This window comes from Schaalia vaccimaxillae DSM 15804, assembly GCF_000420425.1.
Taxonomy (GTDB): Bacteria; Actinomycetota; Actinomycetes; order Actinomycetales; family Actinomycetaceae; genus Pauljensenia; species Pauljensenia vaccimaxillae.
This window is the reverse complement of record NZ_ATUX01000006.1, coordinates 211,537-229,217: the sequence shown is the minus strand read 5'-3', so window position 1 is coordinate 229,217 and position 17,681 is coordinate 211,537. Positions and strand designations below refer to the sequence as shown.

At 57.3% G+C, this 17,681-nt stretch carries 16 protein-coding genes; 14 read left to right on the top strand and 2 right to left on the bottom strand.

The window, feature by feature from the left end; genetic code table 11:
- The first annotated feature begins 58 nt into the window (after window positions 1–58).
- Genes thrS through G439_RS0104005 form a run of 8 tightly spaced genes read left to right on the top strand, consistent with a single transcriptional unit; the run spans window position 59 to window position 7,818 of the window.
- Complete coding sequence (gene thrS, locus G439_RS0104040) at window positions 59–2,083, top strand: threonine--tRNA ligase (RefSeq protein WP_022867908.1); 2,025 nt, start codon at window positions 59–61, stop codon at window positions 2,081–2,083.
- Window positions 2,084–2,097: 14 nt separating this feature from the next.
- Window positions 2,098–2,661, top strand: coding sequence for an HIT family protein (locus tag G439_RS0104035; protein ID WP_026459372.1), 564 nt, complete (start codon window positions 2,098–2,100; stop codon window positions 2,659–2,661).
- Window positions 2,661–3,278 (top strand): phosphatidylinositol phosphate synthase, encoded by a 618-nt coding sequence (pgsA, locus tag G439_RS0104030; RefSeq protein ID WP_022867906.1) that lies wholly within the window; start codon window positions 2,661–2,663, stop codon window positions 3,276–3,278. The genes G439_RS0104035 and pgsA overlap by 1 nt, the downstream gene beginning before the upstream one ends.
- The gene (locus tag G439_RS0104025; RefSeq protein WP_022867905.1) at window positions 3,275–4,207 is read left to right on the top strand and encodes a phosphatidylinositol mannoside acyltransferase; all 933 of its coding nucleotides are present in this window, start codon (window positions 3,275–3,277) and stop codon (window positions 4,205–4,207) included. The genes pgsA and G439_RS0104025 overlap by 4 nt, the downstream gene beginning before the upstream one ends.
- Window positions 4,204–5,376, top strand: a complete 1,173-nt coding sequence (locus G439_RS0104020; protein ID WP_022867904.1) for a glycosyltransferase family 4 protein — start codon at window positions 4,204–4,206, stop codon at window positions 5,374–5,376. The genes G439_RS0104025 and G439_RS0104020 overlap by 4 nt, the downstream gene beginning before the upstream one ends.
- Complete coding sequence (locus G439_RS0104015; RefSeq protein ID WP_022867903.1) at window positions 5,373–5,981, top strand: hypothetical protein; 609 nt, start codon at window positions 5,373–5,375, stop codon at window positions 5,979–5,981. The genes G439_RS0104020 and G439_RS0104015 overlap by 4 nt, the downstream gene beginning before the upstream one ends.
- Window positions 5,978–7,285 (top strand): PrsW family intramembrane metalloprotease, encoded by a 1,308-nt coding sequence (locus G439_RS0104010; RefSeq protein ID WP_022867902.1) that lies wholly within the window; start codon window positions 5,978–5,980, stop codon window positions 7,283–7,285. Before G439_RS0104015 ends, G439_RS0104010 begins: the two co-directional genes overlap by 4 nt.
- Complete coding sequence (locus G439_RS0104005; protein ID WP_022867901.1) at window positions 7,282–7,818, top strand: NUDIX hydrolase; 537 nt, start codon at window positions 7,282–7,284, stop codon at window positions 7,816–7,818. Before G439_RS0104010 ends, G439_RS0104005 begins: the two co-directional genes overlap by 4 nt.
- A 24-nt stretch (window positions 7,819–7,842) precedes the next feature.
- On the opposite strand, the gene serB is transcribed toward G439_RS0104005, so the two are convergent.
- A complete protein-coding gene (serB, locus tag G439_RS0104000; RefSeq protein WP_022867900.1) occupies window positions 7,843–8,520 on the bottom strand; it encodes a phosphoserine phosphatase SerB in 678 nt (225 codons plus the stop codon).
- Entirely contained in the window at window positions 8,517–9,755 is a 1,239-nt protein-coding gene (gene glgC, locus G439_RS0103995; RefSeq protein ID WP_022867899.1) for a glucose-1-phosphate adenylyltransferase, read from the bottom strand. Before glgC ends, serB begins: the two co-directional genes overlap by 4 nt.
- Window positions 9,756–9,920: 165 nt before the next feature.
- Between glgC and glgA the strand changes: the two genes are divergently transcribed.
- The 6 genes from glgA to G439_RS0103965 are packed head-to-tail and all read left to right on the top strand — an operon-like array spanning window position 9,921 to window position 17,679.
- Entirely contained in the window at window positions 9,921–11,141 is a 1,221-nt protein-coding gene (glgA, locus tag G439_RS0103990; RefSeq protein ID WP_022867898.1) for a glycogen synthase, read from the top strand.
- A gap of 43 nt (window positions 11,142–11,184) precedes the next feature.
- Window positions 11,185–12,006 (top strand): ABC transporter ATP-binding protein, encoded by an 822-nt coding sequence (locus G439_RS11095; protein WP_022867897.1) that lies wholly within the window; start codon window positions 11,185–11,187, stop codon window positions 12,004–12,006.
- Window positions 12,003–12,443, top strand: a complete 441-nt coding sequence (locus tag G439_RS0103980) for an NfeD family protein (protein ID WP_022867896.1) — start codon at window positions 12,003–12,005, stop codon at window positions 12,441–12,443. The genes G439_RS11095 and G439_RS0103980 overlap by 4 nt, the downstream gene beginning before the upstream one ends.
- A 29-nt stretch (window positions 12,444–12,472) precedes the next feature.
- Window positions 12,473–13,372, top strand: a complete 900-nt coding sequence (locus tag G439_RS0103975) for an SPFH domain-containing protein (protein WP_022867895.1) — start codon at window positions 12,473–12,475, stop codon at window positions 13,370–13,372.
- Between the two features lie 33 nt (window positions 13,373–13,405).
- Window positions 13,406–14,740 carry a glutamine synthetase family protein gene (locus G439_RS0103970; protein ID WP_026459369.1) on the top strand — a complete coding sequence of 445 codons (1,335 nt, stop codon included), beginning with the start codon at window positions 13,406–13,408 and terminating at the stop codon, window positions 14,738–14,740.
- The gene (locus G439_RS0103965) at window positions 14,740–17,679 is read left to right on the top strand and encodes a bifunctional [glutamine synthetase] adenylyltransferase/[glutamine synthetase]-adenylyl-L-tyrosine phosphorylase (RefSeq protein WP_022867893.1); all 2,940 of its coding nucleotides are present in this window, start codon (window positions 14,740–14,742) and stop codon (window positions 17,677–17,679) included. The genes G439_RS0103970 and G439_RS0103965 overlap by 1 nt, the downstream gene beginning before the upstream one ends.
- Window positions 17,680–17,681: the final 2 nt, after the last annotated feature.

The window sequence follows — 17,681 nt, the reverse complement described above, 5'->3', positions numbered from 1 at the left end:
AGCGTCGAGGACGGGTAGCATGGAGTCGAATTACTAGACTTTCACCGAGGAGAAGAACGTGCCCAGCATTGACCTCGTCATTGACGGAACCAGCCAGAACATTGAGGCTGGAACCACCGGCACCACCTGGTACGACGGGCGTCGCGACGTTGTCGCCATCCACATTGATGGACAGGCTCGCGATCTCGATACGGAGCTGACGGCAGGCACAACGGTTGAAGCCATCACCATCGACTCTGAGGCGGGACTACAGATTCTTCGCCACAGCGCTACCCACGTCCTCGCCCAAGCCGTCCAGGATGTTTTTCCCGATGTGAACCTGGGAATCGGCCCCTTTATCACCGATGGTTTCTATTACGATTTCGGCAACATTGACGCCGTCACCCCCGAACTCATGCGCGACCTCGAAAAGCGTATGAAGAGGATTATTAAGGAAGGACAAACCTTCCGTCGCCGCGTGATTAACGAGGCCGAAGCTCTCGTCGAACTCGCCGATCAGCCGTACAAGCTGGAATTGGTCACCACGAAAGGATCTGGCGCTGAAGGCGCATCCGTTGAGGTGGGCGGAGCCGAACTGACGATGTATGACAATGTGCGTCGCGACGGGCAGGTTGCGTGGAAAGACCTGTGCCGTGGCCCCCACTTGCCCTCCACTCGACTCATTGGCAACGGTTTTGCGCTGACGAAGTCCTCGGCCGCCTACTGGAAGGGCGATCAGAACAACGATCAACTTCAACGCATCTATGGGACTGCTTGGGCGTCCAAAGAGGATCTGGTTGCCTATCAGGAACGCATTAAAGAAGCTGAACGCCGCGACCACCGCCGCCTTGGGGCTGAGCTTGACCTCTTCTCCTTCCCAGAAGAGATCGGCCCCGGCCTCGTCGTCTTCCACCCCAAGGGGGGAATGCTGCGTCACGAGATCGAGTCCTACGTCATCGAGCGCCATAAGCGAGCAGGATTCGACTTCGTTCACACGCCCGAGATCTCCAAGGGCGGCCTGTTCCACACCTCCGGCCACCTGCCGTATTACGCTGACACTATGTTCCCGCCCATGCTGGCTGACGAGGAACGAGACGCGGAAGGCAACATCACCAAGGAAGGCCAGGAGTATTACCTCAAGGCCATGAACTGCCCAATGCACAACCTAATCTTCCGCTCCCGAGGCCGCTCCTACCGCGAACTCCCGCTACGCCTCTTTGAGATGGGACATGACTACCGCTACGAAAAGTCCGGCGTCGTTCACGGCCTGACCCGTATGCGCGGCTTCACGCAGGATGACTCACACACCTACTGCACGCGCGAGCAGGCACCCGAAGAGATCCGTACCCAGATCAACTTCTTCATCTCAATCCTTCAAGACTTCGGTTTGACCGACTTCTATTTGGAACTGTCCACTCGCGACGAGGACGGCGCCAAGAAAGACAAGTTCATCGGTTCCGATGAAGACTGGGAGAACGCAACCCGCACACTCGAAGAGGTTTGCGCCTCCACAGGTTTAGACCTGGTCCCTGATCCGGGCGGCGCCGCCTTCTACGGACCTAAGGTCTCGGTACAGGTCAAGGACGCGATCGGGCGTACCTGGCAGATGTCGACCATCCAATATGACTTCAACCAGCCTGAACGCTTCGACCTCGAATATACGGCACCTGACGGATCACGTCAGCGTCCGATCATGCTTCACTCCGCCAAACTGGGATCTGTCGAACGCTTTATTGGCGTATTGACCGAACACTACGCAGGAGCATTCCCCGCGTGGCTGGCTCCAGTGCAAGTCAAACTCATTCCGGTGGCTGAAGCCTTCGACGCCTATGTTGATTCTGTTGCCGCTAAACTGCGCGAACGCGGTATCCGTGTTGAGGTTGATCTATCCGACGACCGATTCGGTAAGAAGATCCGTAACGCTTCCAAGGAGAAAGTGCCTTTCACACTGATCGCTGGTGGTGACGACGAGGAAGCACGTGCGGTGTCCTTCAGGTACCGAGACGGCGCGCAAGAAAACCAAGTGCCGCTCGACCAGGCTGTTGACTTGATCGACGAACATATCCGTACACGCAATAACTCCGATCGATTCTCTTACCTGTGACGGTCGGAGCGGCGATGGATCAGATGCAGCCTCTGCCCGTTGAGGACTCGCGCACGTTGGCGGGTGTTCCAGATTCTTTCAACCGTTTCTGGACCCCCTATCGGATGGCATACATCAACGGCGAAGGTAAGCCCACGGATGCTTCTGGCGAGCAGTGTCCTTTCTGCGCCGCACCGTCTAGGAGCGACGAGGACGGGCTCATCGTTCACCGCGGCTCGACGTGCTACGTACTGATGAATCTCTTCCCTTACAACTCCGGGCACCTATTGGTGTGCCCGTACCGTCACATCTCGCTGTATACGGATTTGACCCGAGATGAACGCGTGGAGTTTGGCGAATTAACGGCAACAGCCATGAGAGTTGAACGCGAATCGGCTCGTTGCCAAGGCTTCAACATTGGTATGAACCAAGGTGAAGTCGCAGGCGCTGGCATTGCCGCGCACCTGCACCAGCACATCGTTCCGCGTTGGTTGGGGGATGCAAATTTCCTGCCAATTGTTGCCAGAACCAAAGCCGTCCCAGAATTGCTTGAGGATGCTCGCGCTCGCCTTGCAGCGGCGTGGCCGAAGGAGGCGTAATGCTGGGAAATCATGGACGTTCAATCACGACAGCGATCTTTACTCCGCTGGCTAAAGTTCTCGCTGCATTGCATATCACGCCCAATATGGTCACAGTCGCGGGCACAGTTCTTTCCATTGCCTTAGCCGTGACTCTCTTCCCGTTGGGATACATCTGGCAAGGTGTGGTGGTCCTGGCGATCGTCCTCTTTTGTGATTCGGTGGACGGAACACTCGCGCGCATGACTACGGGCGGCACAACCTTTGGGGCCTTCCTCGACTCAACCCTGGATCGTTTGGCTGACGGGGCTGTATTCGGTTCGCTCACCGCTTTCACAGTGTTCTCTATGGAGCCCTCCGCGGCGCGCACTGTTGGGATTTGTGCGGGTCTGATCGCGATGGTGGGCGCTGGAACGGTGCCCTATGCTCGCGCCCGAGCAGAATCAGTTGGGGTGGTTGCCAAGCTCGGCATTGCCGAACGAACCGACCGACTGGTGGTTGCGTTACTGGGGGCGCTTCTGCTCGACCTCGGATTAAGTCCGTGGTTCTTGACAGCGGGACTGAGTTGGGTGGCTTTTGCCTCTCTCGTCACCGTCGTCCAACGCATATGGTTTACAGCCAAGGAGCTCAACGGGTGACCTTTTCTCCGCTCGCAGCAGCATTCTCAATCGTTCCGCACCTGCCTTTAGGACTCGTCCTGAAAGCCAGCGACGTTATTGCTGATCTGACGACGCTCAGGGGCGGCACCTCGGTCGCTATGTTGCGAAAGAACCTCACCCGGCTCACGGGTGTGCAGCCGTCGAAAGAACTCCTTCGAAAAGCTGTTCGCTCGCATATGCGTAACTATGCCGAACAGCTTTTGCTGGGAGGAAAATCCGGTGACCGCCTTGCTTCTAATGTGGTTTTCAATGGATTCGACGACTTGCTGGAAGCTTCCCAAGATGGGCCCGTCGTTTTGGCTTTGGGCCATTCGGGTAGCTGGGATCGTGTGGGAGCCTGGGCGTGCTCGCACGGGCGCACGGTACTGACAGTTGCAGAAAAGCTCGACCCTCCCAAGCTCTTCGATGCCTTTGTTGAACTGCGTGAAGGTCTGGGTATGGAGATTATTGGCGCGGGCAAGAATGACTCTGTCTTTCCTGCTTTGGTGTCGCGGGCACGAGGCCGTTCAGTCATCGTCGCGCTGCTTGCTGATCGTGATATTTCTGGCTCGGGTATTGAGGTGAATTTCGGTGGACAGCGGGCGCTTGTGGCGGCCGGCCCGGCCGCCCTCGCACGTCGGTTGGACTGCCCCCTGTACGTTGCGTGTCTGTCTTACGACCACAGCCAAGCGGTGCCGGTGATCGCGCGAGCTGACGTTGCGGGTCCGGTCACTCTTGAAGGGCGAGACGCTGGGGACTACAACGAGGTCGAAGCTCTCACTCAGGCATGGGTTGACCTGTATGTCCCCATGCTTGAAGAACATCCTCAAGACTGGCATATGATGCAACGCGTCTACGTTGAAGATCTTGATCCACAACGTTTGGCTCGTGCTCGTGCCAAACACCGCGCAAACGGAGGACACCCGTGAGAATTGGAATCGTCAACCCTTACTCGTGGGATATCCCCGGCGGCGTCGGATACCACATTCGTGACCTTGCGTTGTCGCTCATGGGAATGGGGCATTACGTCAATGTTTTAACCCCCTCGACCGACGACAACCTGCCCGAATGGGTGACAAGTATCGGCCCCTATAAGTCGATCCCTTACAATGGGTCGGTGGCCAATGTCTCCACAGACCCTCGCACGGTCATTGTTAGGACCCGCGCGTGGCTTGATGAACACGATTTCGATGTTGTTCACGTCCATGAGCCAGCTGTTCCTTCTGCATCCATGGCCGCGGTGATCTGGTCGAAAGCGCCCCTTGTGGGAACTTTCCATTCAGCTATGGATAAGTCCAGGGCTCGAAGCCTCGTGTCCATGCCGATGCGTCCATACATGGAACGTATTGCGGTTCGTATCGCCGTGTCTCAGGAGGCGCGGCGTACTTTGCGTGAACATCATGGCGGCGATGCGGTCATCATTCCTAATGGAGTGGAGACGACTTCGTTTAGGAATGCTCAGCCTGTGGCTCAGTGGCAACGCACACCCGACCGTCCTGTTTTCGTTTTCTTGGGCCGTCTGGATGAGTCACGTAAAGGACTGTCGGTTTTTGCTGGGGCAGTGAGTCGGGTCATTGCCAAGGTTCCTGGAGCCCGCTTCCTAGTGGCTGGACGCGGCCAAGCTGACGATATTCGCGAAGAACTGGCTCAGTATGGGGACGCTGTCGAATTTCTTGGTGAGATCTCCGATGAAGACAAAGAGTCTCTCCTTTCTGGAGCCACTGCCTACGTCGCACCCCAAAGGGGAGGCGAATCCTTTGGGATCGTGTTGGTGGAGGCTATGGCAGCTGGATGTGCCGTTGTCGCTTCCGATATTGAAGCTTTCCAAGCGGTGCTCGAGTATGGAAACGTCGGAAAGCTCTTTGCCAATGGTGATAGCTCGCAGCTTGCGCAGATTCTTATTGACTTGGTTGAGGATCCCATCCAGCGTGACAACATTGCTCTGGCCGGCCAAATCGCTTCACGGCAGTACGACTGGGATGTGGTGACGGAAAAAATCCTGGCTACCTACCGTGCGGCGATTGACACGGGAAGTCCGGTGTTAGCCGGTGTGCGTGAAACCCTCAGTTCCCTCTTCATGCGTGAGGACGGACAATGAGCAACGCGGATCCGGTGATGTGGTGGTGCATGGGTGGGGTGGTTGTGCTCATCCTCGTCCTCGTCTTGTGGCTTGTGTCCCTGGCTCGACGCATTGACAGGCTGCACAGCAGGATTATCGCTGAACGAGCTGCGCTTGAGCGCTTATTGCTGCGCCGATCCTCTGAAGTAGCGCTGCTGGTTCAAGCCGCTCCTTCGGAGGTTGATTTTGCCGAATGCGACCGCACTTCATCTGAACTTTTGCAGTCTCCTCACGACCAAGTCAGCGACGACGGGCTTGACCGACGTGATGTCATACGAGGCCGAGCCGACCGTGTCGATGTCGAAGCGTATTTGCGCCAAGCATCAGCTCTTTCCCAAGCTCTGCGTAGTGAATTGACCGCTCAGGTACGCGCAAAACTGGAAATACAAGAGGTGACTCGCCGACGGCTCAATGCCGTCGATTCGACGTCATATCGCATCCAACTAGTTCGAGCGATACACAATACGGATGTGGCTCAGGTCCGCGAACTGCGCGGGCAAGCCGTAGTGAGAATCCTGCGCATTGATGGTTTTGCACCGATGCCTCAACCCATTGATTTCGATGACGGGCAGGCCTCAGTATGACGTCAGATTCAAAAGACCGGACCGGGTGGGGAGGCGCGGGCGAGGACTACCGGCTCAAAAAGATCGGCATGTTCCGGGAAGGTAACGCCCCGCAGGTTGAAGCTCCCACCCCGGACAATGTCGCACCGATGTGGTCGGTGCCGCCGGCGGTGCGTGCATTGCCGTGGTTCGAGATCGTGATGATTGGACTGGGACTGATAGGAGTTGCTTTCCTTGCGTGGACCTACGTCCAGATCAATGGGGTCCAGACTGCTCTACTGATGACGGTTCTGGCGATGCTGCCACTTCTATTTGTCATTGCCGTTATGGCTCGCATTGACCGCTGGGAACCTGAACCTGTGTGGTCCAAGATTGTTGCGTTCGTTTGGGGAGCTGGGGTTGCGACGTTGACTGCCTCGATCATCAACACGGCTCTCATGACAGACTTTGCTTTGGCGACTGGCAACTATGTGGCTGCAGAGGTTGCCACCGCTGTAGTTGTGGCTCCCATCGCTGAAGAGATTTTCAAAGGGCTGGGCGTTGCCATTTTAATCGCGGCACGAAGAACGTCTATCAACTCTCTTCTCGATGGAGTGGTCTACGCGGGTTTTGCCGGTGCGGGTTTCGCTTTTGTTGAGAACATTCAGTATTTCTTGAACGCCAGTGCAATGGGCACCAGCGTTTTAACAGTGACGGTTTTCATGCGTGGGGTCTTGAGCCCCTTCGTCCACCCCATGGCTACTTCACTTACCGGAGCGGCCCTGGCCTGGGCAGTGATTCGATCCCGCAGACTCTTGTCGCGTGTCGTTGTTGTGGCCTTGGGTTGGGCCGGAGCGATCTTTGTCCATGCGTTGTGGAACTTTCTGGCCTCGACTGGGGATGTTTTCTCTTGGGTTCAGATGTATGTGGTGCTTGAGATTCCACTATTCTTCGTGTGGATTGCCACGCTCCTCAAGGCTGCTTCGCGTGAGAGTCAGTCGATAGCGCAGGGGCTTGTTCCCTACGTGCGGACTGGCTGGGTTCTACCTGCGGAGATCCCCATGGTGACTGACCGTGGTAGACGCAAAGCTGCACGTCTTTGGGCGCGCACCGGGGGACGAGAATCTGCCAAAGCTATGGATGCATTTCTCACTGAACTGGCTTCCTTGGGCCTCGATCAACACATTCAGGCACACTTGGGCCCAATCCCTGAGCGAATGGCCGAGGATCGGCGTCTCTTACAGTCAGCATGTGATCATCGGCAACGTTTTTTGCACCTGACTTCGGTGGCGGCTGCGTCTTCTGTGGAGCTGAGCACGGGCTCCGGTAGGAGGATTGCAGGATGAGTGGACTTGGTCCCGAATGGCCCATTGACGAGGACGGTTATCCTCATCGCGAAGCAGCACGAGTCGTGCTCTTCAACGAGGACGGCGACATTTTGCTGGCGCGTGGTCATGATCGCGACCAACCTGAACGCCACTGGTGGTTCACGATTGGCGGGGGCATGGAGCCGGGGGAGAGCCCTCGCCAGGCAGCTGTACGGGAACTCTTTGAGGAGACAGGGATTGCTATTAGCGCTGACTCACTCATCGGGCCAGTTCTGCATCGCAGTGCGATCTTTGATTTTTTGAGTGTGACGGCCAAACAGGATGAGTGGTTTTTTATTGGTTACGTCCGCAGTCAAGAATCTCTGGACGACACGGGTTGGACGGACCTCGAACGCGATGTGATCGATGAACAAAAGTGGTGGGATCTTGATGAACTCGAGGCATCCAGCGCGAATCAGGAAGTCTACCCGCGCGATTTAGTGTCAATGGTGCGTTGGTGGAGAAGCGGCTGGGACGGACAGATGCTATGGATCAGCGAGGGCGAGAACTAGCAGCCCGCTAGATCGGGGTGGAAACTAGGCTAAGCCGAGCGGCTCAATGAGCACGTCAAGCCGCCTGATATTGAGGTGGTATTCGACGCGTTCGCGCACGTGGGGTTTGGCGCAAAAAGCTATGCCGATTCCCGCTTCATTGAGCATCGGAACGTCATTAGCACCGTCTCCAATAGCGACAGTACGTTCCATGGGTACTCCGTGGAGGCCAGCCCACTCGCTCAGACGAGCAACTTTAACGTCTGCAGTAACAATGTCACCGAGCACTCGCCCGGTCAGGACTCCGCCGACGACCTCAAACCGATTGGCGGCAAAATGATCGATGCCCATTCGTTGACATAGAGGTTCAACAACTTCAGTGAAGCCACCGGACACAACACCAAAGAATCCGCCGGCTGCGTGAACGGCATCGATCAATTCTTGTGCGCCGGGCGTGACCGTAATGTCGTCGAGCACTTGCGTAAAAACACTTTCAGGCACTCCCCTGAGGGTTTCGACGCGCCGGTGCAGTGACTGGGTGAAGTCAAGTTCGCCATTCATTGCTTGCGCGGTGATCTCAGCGACGAGGGCGCGTGTACCGGCGCGATGCGCTAGCTCCTCGATGACCTCTTCGAAAATGAGCGTTGAGTCAACATCGGTGACGACGAGTCCCGGAGTGCCCTTTGATGGCAGCTCCGGTACGTCGATGTGTTGGCTGGTCACTTGGTAACGACCGCGCCCTTGGGGACGACGGTGATCCCAGATTCGGTAACGGTGAATCCTCTTTCACGGTCACGATCGTGATCGACTCCGACGGCTGCGCCCTCTTCAACCACGACATTCTTATCCAGGATTGCTTTAGAGACGACGGCGTGTCGGCCAATACGGCATCCGTGCAAAACCACTGAATCAGAAACCTGGGCCCAGGAGTGAACGTAGGTGCCCGGGGAAACAATCGAGTGGTAGACCTCGCCGCCCGAGACGATGACGCCGGGGGAGACGAAGGAATCGACTGCGTGACCCATGCGGGAGTGTTCGTCCCCATAGACGAACTTTGCTGGAGGCAAAGAGCCGTCAATGAGGGTCATGGTGGGCCACTTGCGGTTGTAGAGGTTGAACACTGGGTGGACGGAGATGAGGTCCATGTTCGCCTCGTAATAGGCGTCCAAGGTGCCGACGTCGCGCCAGTAGTCGCGGTCGCGATCGGTGGATCCGGGAACGTCATTGTCTTGGAAGTCGTAGACCCCGCATTCACCGCGCTGGACAAACCAGGGGATGATATTGCCGCCCATGTCGTGCTTGGAGTCTTCATTTGCGGCGTCTTCGCGAAGGGCATTGATGAGGGCTTCTGTGGTGAAAACGTAGTTGCCCATCGATGCCAGAACCTTCGTGGGGTCATCCGCTAGGCCTTCAGCGTGCTGAGGCTTTTCCAGGAAGTTCTTGACGATTCCGTCTTGTCCGTCGATGACGCCCAGTGCGGGCGCTAATTCGATGGGCTGGCGGATGCCGGCGACTGTGGCCGGTAGGCCAGAATCAATGTGGTGCTGGACCATTTGCGAAAAGTCCATGCGGTAGATGTTGTCGGCACCAATGATGATGATGTAGTCGGGTTGCTCGTCGTCAACGATATTGAGGGACTGGTAGATGGCGTCAGCGCTACCCAGGTACCAGTGCGGACCGCGGCGCTGTTGGGCTGGCACAGGGGCAATGAAGTTGCCCAATAGTGGAGACATGTACCAGGTCTTGGTGACGTGGCGGTCCAGTGAATGTGACTTGTACTGAGTCAGGACAACTACTTTCATGTATCCGGAGTTCACGATGTTCGACAGAGCGAAGTCGATGAGTCGGAAGTGTCCGCCGAAAGGAACCGCAGGTTTTGCACGGTCTTCGGTCAGCGGCATAAGTCGTTTTCCTTCGCCGCCGGCGAGGACGATTGCGAGCACGTTGTTTTTGGCCATACGCACACAATAGGGGGTGAATGAGGTGTGATCCACCACTATGGCACAAGTGGCGCCAATCACAATAATCTTTTACTCTGATCGCACTGTGCGCGGACGCGGATCGACCTCGGTCAATCGATAGCGATACTCTTGCCGCGTCTGGTCACACGGGAAGGGAAACCCATGCGAATCGATCTGCTCACTCGCGAGTATCCGCCTCACATTTATGGCGGCGCAGGAGTCCACGTCCTCGAACTTGCCAAAGTTCTACGCGACCTCGTCGACGACGTGCGCGTCCAAGCCTTTGATGGTCCGCGTCAAGGCACCGAGGGTGACGATCCAGGCGTGACCGGACACAGCGACATCGCTCAACTTGACAGTGCCAACGCATCGTTGCGCACGCTGGGCGTGGACCTGCTGATCGCTGAAGCAACTGCAGGCACCGACCTCGTCCACTCTCATACCTGGTACGCAAACTTCGCCGGACATCTGGCCGGTCTCCTTCACGACGTCCCGCATGTGATTTCAGCCCACTCGCTTGAACCGTTGCGCCCGTGGAAAGCTGAACAGCTCGGTGGTGGATACAGAGTCTCCTCCTTCGTTGAGAAGACCGCTTACGAGGCCGCGTCAGCCATCATTGCCGTGTCCAATGGCATGCGTGACGACATTTTGCGCTGCTACCCCAACGTTGACCCCGACAAAGTCAAGGTCATTCACAATGGCATCGATCTGGCTAAATGGAGGGCTCCGCAAGGCGATCAGGGGGCAGAGCTCCAAGCTCGCGTTATGGCTGAACACGGCATCGATGCCGAGCGCCGCACGGTTGTCTTTGTTGGAAGGATTACGCGCCAAAAAGGTCTGCCGCACTTCCTGCGCGCTGCACGCCAGCTACCCGAGGATGTTCAGCTTGTCTTGTGTGCGGGAGCACCGGACACACCTGAGATCGCAGCCGAGGTGGACGCGTTGGTGAACGCACTTCGCGAAGAACGCACGGGTGTTGTCCTCATTTCTGAAATGTTGCCACAGCCTGAAGTTGCAGCGATTCTCCACTGTGCAGATGTGTTCATTACGCCCTCGGTGTATGAGCCCCTGGGTATCGTCAATCTGGAGGCTATGGCGCTCGGGCTCCCCGTCGTTGGAACGGCAACAGGCGGTATTCCCGATGTCATCGTTGACGGAGAAACCGGCTATTTGATCCCGATTGAGCAAAAGCAGGACGGAACGGGAACCCCGTTGGATCCGCAGGCCTTCGAAGCCGAGATGGCCGACCGCCTCATTCGCGTCCTCGACAATCCTGAAATGGCGCGGCGCATGGGACAGGCAGGACTTGCCAGAGCTCGCGACCACTTCTCTTGGCAGGCCATCGGAGTCAAGACCGCAGACCTGTACCGCAGTCTGGTCTGAGTTTCGCAGCCTCCAACTGAGCTGTCAACGATAGGGTTGGCATATGGATGAATTGCTCTCGCTCAAGAACGCAACCTGTCAGCGCCAGGGGCGCCGCATCCTTGACTCTGTCACCTGGCAGACTCGCCAAGGTGAGCACTGGGCTGTCCTTGGACCAAACGGTGCTGGCAAGACCACGTTGGTGCGGGCGGCAGCGGGGCGAAGTGGGCTGGACGCCGGAGAAGCCAGTTTTGTTTCCCAACGTCTCGATGTGATCGATGCGGCCGAATTAGCTACACGGATCGGTTTTGCTTCTGCTTCTTTGACAACAAAGATTCGGTCGGGCCACACCGTTCGTGATGTTGTCAGGTCGGCTGCGTGGGGGCTTCACGTTGCTCCAGGTCAAAGCTACGACGAGGTCGACGATCAACGCAGTGATGACCTATTGGCGGCTTTCGGTGTTGGGCATCTGGCCGATAGAAAGTTCTCTACCCTATCCGAGGGTGAATCTCAACGCGTCCTTTTGGCGCGGGCGCTGATGACCGACCCAGAAGTGCTGATCCTTGACGAGCCCACGGCAGGCCTCGATCTGAGTGCGCGCGAAACATTGGTGGGCGCCCTCGCTGAAATTATGGGTGGACCGCGCGCTCCTCAAGTCATTCTCGTCACTCACCAGGTTGAAGAGATCCCTCAAGGCATTACCCACGCGCTTTTAATGAAGCAGGGGCAGATTGTTCATGCGGGGCCAATTGACGAGGTGATGACTTCGGATCGGCTTTCCGAAGTGTTTGATCTGGATCTACGAGTCGGTGCTGACGATGGCCGATGGTGGGCCAGGGCCACAACGGTTACTCAGTCGCATGAATCCCCAGAGGAGACACAATGAACGTTGTTTGGTGGCTGGTAGGCGCCGTAGTCCTAACAATCATTGAGATTCTCAGTGTTGACCTCGTTTTTGCAATGTTTGCGGTCGGTGCTCTTGCCGCGGGTAGTGCCTCAATGCTGGGAGCAGGAACGGGCATCCAGGTCCTGGTTTTCGCATCCGTGTCCGTACTGCTGCTCATCCTTGTTCGCCCCGTCATTAAGAAACACCTAGCGGCCTCGACGCCTGGCGTGGAAACCAACGCCCAGGGTTTGGTCGGTAAAGCCGCGCAAGTTGAACGGGAAGTGACTCGCGAGGACGGGCGTGTGCGCCTCGCTGGCGAAGTGTGGAGTGCGCGCAGCGTTGATGACACAGTGCTCCCAGTCGATGCCCAAGTCGTCGTCATCAGGATCGATGGGGCGACGGCAATTGTTGCCGCTCAGCCCGTCTCGACAAACTGACATTCCCTTCCAACGAAAGGTTTAGCTCTATGTACGCTGTAGAGGCTCTTCTTGGATCCATCGGATCAATCTTTCTGCTGCTGCTAATCGTTCTCGTTGTGATCGGCTTGCTACGGGCCGTCCAGATCGTGCCGCAGTCTCGCGCAATGGTTATTGAAACGCTCGGCAAGTTCCACTCGGTCATGTTCGGCGGATTCCACGTGGTCATCCCCTTCATTGACCGTATCGCCGCCAAGGTCGACTTGCGTGAACAGGTGACAAGCTTTCCGCCCCAGCCCGTCATTACGGCAGATAACGTGGTTGTTTCCATTGACTCGGTCGTCTACTACCAGGTGACCGATCCGATGCACGCGACCTACGAGATTGCCAACTACATCCAGGCCATCGAGCAGCTCACCGTCACCACTTTGCGTAATGTCATCGGCTCCTTGGACCTGGAAGCCACCCTCACCAGCCGCGACTCGATCAACAGTCAGCTTCGTGGCGTCCTTGACGAAGCGACAGGTCGCTGGGGTATTCGCGTTAACCGAGTCGAACTCAAAGCCATTGATCCGCCGCCCTCGATCCAACAGGCCATGGAACAGCAGTTGCGCGCTGAGCGCGACAAGCGTGCCGCGATTTTGACGGCTGAGGGTGTTCGCCAGTCCCAGATCCTTCAGGCCGAGGGCGAGAAGGCTTCGGCGATTCTTAAGGCTGAAGGCCAAGCCCAGGCTGCGATCACGCGAGCCAATGGTGAGGCGCAAGCTATTCAATCGGTGTTTAGCGCCATCCATGAAGGTAATCCCACGCCTGACCTCTTGAGCTACCAGTATCTGCAGATGCTGCCGCAGATCGCTGAGGGAGACTCGTCCAAGATCTGGGTCATTCCCACCGAATTGACGGCTGCTCTCGACGCAGTGGCCAAAGGATTTGGCGGCAGCAAGGAATAGTCGTACGGAGCCGGGAGGCTAGAGAATATGAGCTTGGACTCGCAGCAGGAAAAGGTCTTGCGTGAGGTCGCCCAGCGTGACATTCGATTCATCCGACTGTGGTTCACCGACGTGGCCGGTGTCCTTAAATCAGTGGCAATCGATCCGGGCGAACTTGAAGATGCTTTCATTGAAGGTATCGGATTCGACGGGTCATCGATCGAGGGGCTGACCCGCGTCCATGAGTCAGATATGCTGCTGCGCCCGGATGCAACGACGTTCCAGCTGCTGCCGTGGCGGGCATCCAATGAGATGGTCGCACGCATGTTTTGCGACGTTCTCACCCCTGACGGCAGGCACGCTCCGTCAGATCCTCGCGGTGCACTCGAACGGGTGGTCGAACGAGCCAAGACCATGGGATTTAACGTCATGGTGCATCCCGAAATTGAGTTCTACCTGCTCAAAAAGCCGGTGACCATTGACCACATGGTGCCGGTGGATAATGCGGGGTATTTCGACCATGTTGCGCGCGGTCACTCCAACGATTTTCGTCGCCGCGCTGTTCAAATGCTTGAAGAGATGGGAATTGCTGTCGAATTTAGCCATCACGAGGGCGGGCCTGGACAAAACGAAATCGACCTGCGTGCAGTCGATGCCGTCACGGGCGCAGACAACATCATGACGGCACGAACCGTCATCGAAGAGGTCGCCTTACGTGAAGACCTGGTTGCCACCTTCATGCCTAAGCCTTTCATTGATCATCCTGGCTCTGGCATGCACACTCACATCTCCCTCTTCGAGGGGGATGAGAATGCTTTCTACGACCCTTCGGGTCAATATCAGCTCTCACTGACAGGTCGACGTTTCATCGCAGGCCTACTGGCTCACGCCGGGGAAGTGTGCGCTGTGACAAACCAGCACGTCAATTCCTATAAGCGACTGTGGGGTGGGGGAGAGGCGCCCTCGTATGTGTGCTGGGGCCACAACAATCGTTCAGCACTGGTCAGGGTCCCCGCTTACAAGCCGGATAAAAGACGAGCCGCCCGAATCGAATACCGAGGTCTCGACCCTTCAGCCAACCCCTACTTGGCGCTGGCCGTACTCATTGCTGCGGGACTCGATGGTATTGAACGCGGCCTGGATCTGATGCCCGAGGCCGAAGACAACGTATGGGAACTATCCGATAGGGAACGTCAAGTGCTCGGTATCGAAGCTTTGCCTAGCTCGCTGTCGTCGGCTATCACGCTTATGCGTGACTCTGAACTAGTGGCCCAATCCCTGGGTGAAGAAGTCTTCGATTTCTTTATTCGTAACAAGGACAACGAGTGGCAAGAATATCGCCAACAGGTGACCCCACAGGAGATCCGCCAGTTCCTCAAGGTCATCTAATGGGGTTCAACCCGAAGTTGGCGCGCGGTATTGGTTTCGCCGATCCAGCTAGAGCGGGCTCTTTCCTCGAAGAGATGGGAGTCGAGCTATCGGATTGGGCGCCCGCACTCACGAGTTGCGCAGACCCAGATCAAGCTGTCGTACAACTTCTACGCCTCAACGAGGCTGACCCGACGATCCTGTCAAAGGTTCAGGCTCAAGGCTCAGATGCGCTGCAACGCCTCGTCGCAGTGTTTGGTGCATCAGCGGCCCTAGGCGATTACATCATCGCTAAACCTGAGCGCTGCCAGGGACTGTGGGATACGAAGCGCGACCCGCGGATCAGCCTTCTTCAAGCTGTCGGAGCCGATCCTGGGGCCCCAACTCCCATTGCCCAGCCTGGACGCAGCGGTGACGATCTACGCCGAGCCTACCGGCACATTCTTCTGGGTATCGCCGCTGATGACCTCACCAGCGTTGATCCCATTGAACACATGCCCACCGTGGGGCAACGGTTGGCTGCCTTAGCTGATGCCTCCTTGGAAGCAGCTCTAGCCTTGGCGCGCCGAGATATTGATCCGCAAGGGCGTATCCCCTTCGCGATCATCGCAATGGGAAAAACGGGGGCGCAAGAACTTAACTATATTTCTGATGTCGATGTCGTCTACGTTGTTGACGCGGGACAAATCGACGAACGAGAAGCGGTTGAGATCGGCGCCCGTTTGGCTGCGATGCTTGCTCAGGCCTGCTCCGGTGCGGGCGAAGAACCTCCGCTATGGACGGTAGATGCCAACCTGCGGCCAGAAGGGCGCAACGGCGTCCTCGTGCGCACCATCGACTCCTACTGTGCCTACTGGCAGCAGTGGGCGCAAACCTGGGAATTCCAGGCCCTCCTCAAATCCAGAGCCTGTGCAGGAGATCGCGAACTCGGTGCAAAGTTCGAAGAAGCCGCGGCGCAATTCATATGGTCCGCGGCTAGCGCCGACAACTTCGTCAACGACACTCGAGCTATGCGGCGACGAGTCGAAGACAACATTCCCTCCGGACAAGCCGATCGAGAAATCAAACTCGGGCCCGGAGGCTTACGAGATGTCGAATTCACGGTTCAACTCCTCCAATTGGTCCACGGGCGTACCGACGAAACCGTTCGCACTCGTTCAACAGTGGACTCCTTAGCGGCACTAGCGGCCGGGGGCTATGTTGCCCGAACCCACGCCGCCGAACTGACCAACTGCTACTGCTTCCTACGAGCAGTTGAACATCGAGCCCAGCTTTCGCGCATGCGTCGCACCCACCTAATTCCCCAGTCTCCCAGTGAACTGCGAGTTCTGGGGCGCGCTATTGACACCACCCAGTGGGTGTCGGCCGAAGACTTTCACACCGAGCTGGAACGGGTGCGCTTGCGAGTACGTTCCCTCCACGAAGATGTCTTCTATCGGCCCATCATTCAAGCCACAGCCGACTTATCTGCGGACGAGGCCGCCCTCGACCCGCATGCCGCCCAAGACAGGCTTGCCGCAATCGGATACCTGGATCCCAAAGGTGCTCTCCACCATATTTCTGCGCTGACTCGGGGAACCAGCAGACGTGCCATGATCCAACGTCACCTTCTGCCGGTCTTTATTTCCTGGCTTGCCGATGGAGCTGATCCCGACCTTGGATTACTGAATTTTCGGTCCCTGTCAGAACAGATCGGTGACTCCCACTGGTACTTGGCCCTTCTTCGAGATTCCGGCGCAGCCGCAGCGCGCCTATGTTCGATGCTTCCGAACTCACGTTGGCTGGCAGACGCACTGTCGACACGTCCCGAGGCCGTTGCTTGGCTCGACTCCGACAGTGAACTATCTGCGCGTCCGACTGCTCGCCTTAACGCGGAAGTCGAGTCACTTGTCTCTCGCCACGAGGAAGCAGAATCAGCTGCAACGCGAGTCAGGTCCGTGCGTTCGCGGGAAGTGTTGCGTACAGCCATGGCGGATATGCGTGACGGCATTAGTCCGTGGCGTCCGGCGATTTCGGATGCAACGGATGCGGCATTGGCAGGAGCCCTGGTAATTGCGCAGCGCGAGGAGGTTCATCAGTCTGGTGGCGCTGCCGCTGAGGTGGCTTTCGTTGCAATGGGGCGATACGGGGGACGCGAGTCCTCCTACGCCTCTGATGCTGATGTCATTGCAATTCACCGCAGTGTCAACAGCGCGAGTGAAGCGCAGGCTGCGAAGTCGGCCACTGCGATTGTCAATCGTGTCAAGTCGTTGCTGGGCTCGGTTACGACGCAAATGAGTGTCGCTGTTGATCTCAGTCTGCGTCCAGAGGGCAAGTCTGGTCCAATGAGCCGAAGCGTTGCGTCGTATCGAGATTATTACGAGCGTTGGGCGCAGGCTTGGGAACGTCAAGCCCTCTTGAGGGCGCGGCCGGTTTGCGGACCAGCTGACATGATCGACGAAATCATGGCGATGATCGATTCGATCCGGTACGCGGGCCCACTCGCGGAGCAGGATCTGCGTGACATCCGTTTGCTCAAGGCTCGGATGGAAGCCGAACGGCTTCCGCGTGGAGCTGAACCGACGCGCCATGTGAAACTCGGGCCGGGAGGTCTAACGGATGTGGAGTGGACTGTGCAATTGCTCCAATTGCGTCATGCTCACGAAGTTGTTCAGCTGCGGACCACTTCGACACGGGAGGCGCTTGAGGCAGCGCGCGATGCGGGACTTCTTGATGCCTCGCAAGCTCAGACACTGATGGCATCGTGGGATTTGGCGTCGCGTATTCGCTCCGCCAATGTTTTGACTTCTGGGCGCACCTCTGGAATGAGATTGGATGTGTTGGCCCGCGAGGCCCAAGAACTCGTTCCGGTGGCAACGATGTTGGGCTACTCTGCGGGCGCTGCCTCTGATTTGGAAGAAGAATGGCTGCGTTGTGCACGGCGCTCGCGCGCAGTCATGGACCGGAAATTCTGGGAGTAGGA

What these genes read in the sequence shown, in the direction of transcription:
- G439_RS0104035 (WP_026459372.1), top strand. Translation starts at nt 2,098, where the DNA reads ATGGATCAGATGCAGCCTCTGCCCGTTGAGGACTCGCGCACGTTGGCG.
- pgsA (WP_022867906.1), top strand. Translation starts at nt 2,661, where the DNA reads ATGCTGGGAAATCATGGACGTTCAATCACGACAGCGATCTTTACTCCG.
- G439_RS0104015 (WP_022867903.1), top strand. Translation starts at nt 5,373, where the DNA reads ATGAGCAACGCGGATCCGGTGATGTGGTGGTGCATGGGTGGGGTGGTT.
- G439_RS0104010 (WP_022867902.1), top strand. Translation starts at nt 5,978, where the DNA reads ATGACGTCAGATTCAAAAGACCGGACCGGGTGGGGAGGCGCGGGCGAG.
- G439_RS0104005 (WP_022867901.1), top strand. Translation starts at nt 7,282, where the DNA reads ATGAGTGGACTTGGTCCCGAATGGCCCATTGACGAGGACGGTTATCCT.
- glgC (WP_022867899.1), bottom strand. Translation starts at nt 9,755, where the DNA reads ATGGCCAAAAACAACGTGCTCGCAATCGTCCTCGCCGGCGGCGAAGGA.
- glgA (WP_022867898.1), top strand. Translation starts at nt 9,921, where the DNA reads ATGCGAATCGATCTGCTCACTCGCGAGTATCCGCCTCACATTTATGGC.
- G439_RS11095 (WP_022867897.1), top strand. Translation starts at nt 11,185, where the DNA reads ATGGATGAATTGCTCTCGCTCAAGAACGCAACCTGTCAGCGCCAGGGG.
- G439_RS0103980 (WP_022867896.1), top strand. Translation starts at nt 12,003, where the DNA reads ATGAACGTTGTTTGGTGGCTGGTAGGCGCCGTAGTCCTAACAATCATT.
- G439_RS0103975 (WP_022867895.1), top strand. Translation starts at nt 12,473, where the DNA reads ATGTACGCTGTAGAGGCTCTTCTTGGATCCATCGGATCAATCTTTCTG.
- G439_RS0103965 (WP_022867893.1), top strand. Translation starts at nt 14,740, where the DNA reads ATGGGGTTCAACCCGAAGTTGGCGCGCGGTATTGGTTTCGCCGATCCA.